General features: G+C 70.6%; 1 protein-coding gene, 1 rRNA gene and 1 pseudogene. All 3 read right to left on the bottom strand.

The genetic code is table 11. The features are described from left to right. Window positions 1-206, bottom strand: a pseudogene (locus tag AB0K09_RS33240) (hypothetical protein); the annotation flags it as partial. 5 nt (window positions 207-211) lie between these two features. Then, window positions 212-1,249, bottom strand: a complete 1,038-nt coding sequence (locus AB0K09_RS33245; protein ID WP_366069114.1) for a hypothetical protein — start codon at window positions 1,247-1,249, stop codon at window positions 212-214. Between the two features lie 250 nt (window positions 1,250-1,499). Beyond that, window positions 1,500-1,594, bottom strand: a 5S ribosomal RNA gene (rrf, locus tag AB0K09_RS33250); the annotation flags it as partial.

A 1,594-nucleotide genomic window follows, 5' to 3' on the forward strand; every position in this document is an offset into this window, starting at 1 on the left:
GCCTCGCGCACGGCGGCAACGCGGGACGCGAGCCGCAGGGCGACACGGGAGTAGGCGTACGCCTGCTCGGGCTCCTCGTCGAGCAGCCTGGCGACCATGACGAGGTTGCGGGCGACGTCCTCCGCGAGCGTCTTGGGCAGGCTCATCAGCTCCTGCCGGACGTCCTTGTCGATCTCGTCACCGGTCACGTCGTCCGGGATCGGCAGCCGCTTCACCGGCTCACGGTCGCGGTCCCGGTCCCGGTCGTCGCGGCGACCGTAACCACCGGAGCGGTCGTCGCGGCCGCGGTAACCGCCGCCCTGACGGTCGTCACGGAAGGAACGGCGGGGGCCGCCGCGGTCGTCCCGACGGGGGCCACGGTCGTCCCGGCGGCCGAAACCGCCGCCGCGCTCGTCACGGCGGTCGTCGCGACGGCCGTAGCCGCCACGGTCGTCATCGCGACGCGGGCCACGGTCGTCACGACGCTCATCGCGGCGGAACGAGGGACGGTCGTCCCGGCGGAAGCCGCCACGGTCGTCGTCACGGCGCGGGCCACGATCGTCACGACGCTCATCGCGGCGGTCATCGCGGCGGAAACCACCACGGTCATCGTCACGACGGAACGACGGACGGTCATCGCGACGGCCGTAGCCGCCACGGTCGTCGTCACGGCGCGGGCCACGATCGTCACGACGCTCATCGCGGCGGAACGAGGGACGGTCGTCCCGGCGGAAGCCGCCACGGTCGTCGTCACGACGCGGACCACGGTCATCACGACGCTCATCACGCCGGTCATCGCGGCGGAAACCACCACGGTCATCGTCACGACGGAACGACGGACGGTCATCGCGACGGCCGTAACCACCACGGTCGTCATCGCGACGCGGCCCACGGTCATCGCGGCGATCATCGCGGCGGAAGCCGCCACGGTCGTCATCACGACGGAAGGAGGGACGGTCGTCGCGACGGCCGTAGCCACCGCCCCGCTCGTCACGACGGTCGTCCCGGCGGAAGCCGCCACGGTCGTCATCGCGGCGCGGGCCACGGTCATCACGACGCTCATCGCGGCGATCATCGCGGCGGAAACCACCACGGTCATCGTCACGACGGAAGGAGGGACGGTCGTCGCGACGGCCGTAGCCACCGCCCCGCTCGTCACGACGGTCATCGCGGCGGAAGCCGCCACGGTCGTCATCACGGCGGAAGGACGGACGGTCGTCCCGGCGGAAGCCACCTCGGTCGTCATCGCGGCGCGGGCCACGGTCGTCACGACGGAAGCCGCCGGAGCGGTCGTCGCGACGGAAGCCGCCGCCACGCGGGCCGCGAGGGCCTCCGCGACGCGGCTCGCCGGCCGAGCGGTCGTCGGGAGAGTTGGTGGACATCGACGGTGACTCCTGTCTTCAGGTACGCATACATTCTCGCGCACCCGGCTCACAGGCGCGCTTCGGGGAAATACACAGACAAACAAAAAGGACCCTTGGTCCCAGCTGAACGCTGGGACCAAGGGTCCTTGAAAGATTGTTCGGCGGCGTCCTACTCTCCCACACGGTCCCCCATGCAGTACCATCGGCGCTGAAAGGCTTAGCTTCCGGGTTCGGAATGTAACCGGGCGTTT

The organism is Streptomyces sp. NPDC049577, assembly GCF_040675635.1.
Lineage (GTDB): Bacteria > Actinomycetota > Actinomycetes > Streptomycetales > Streptomycetaceae > Streptomyces.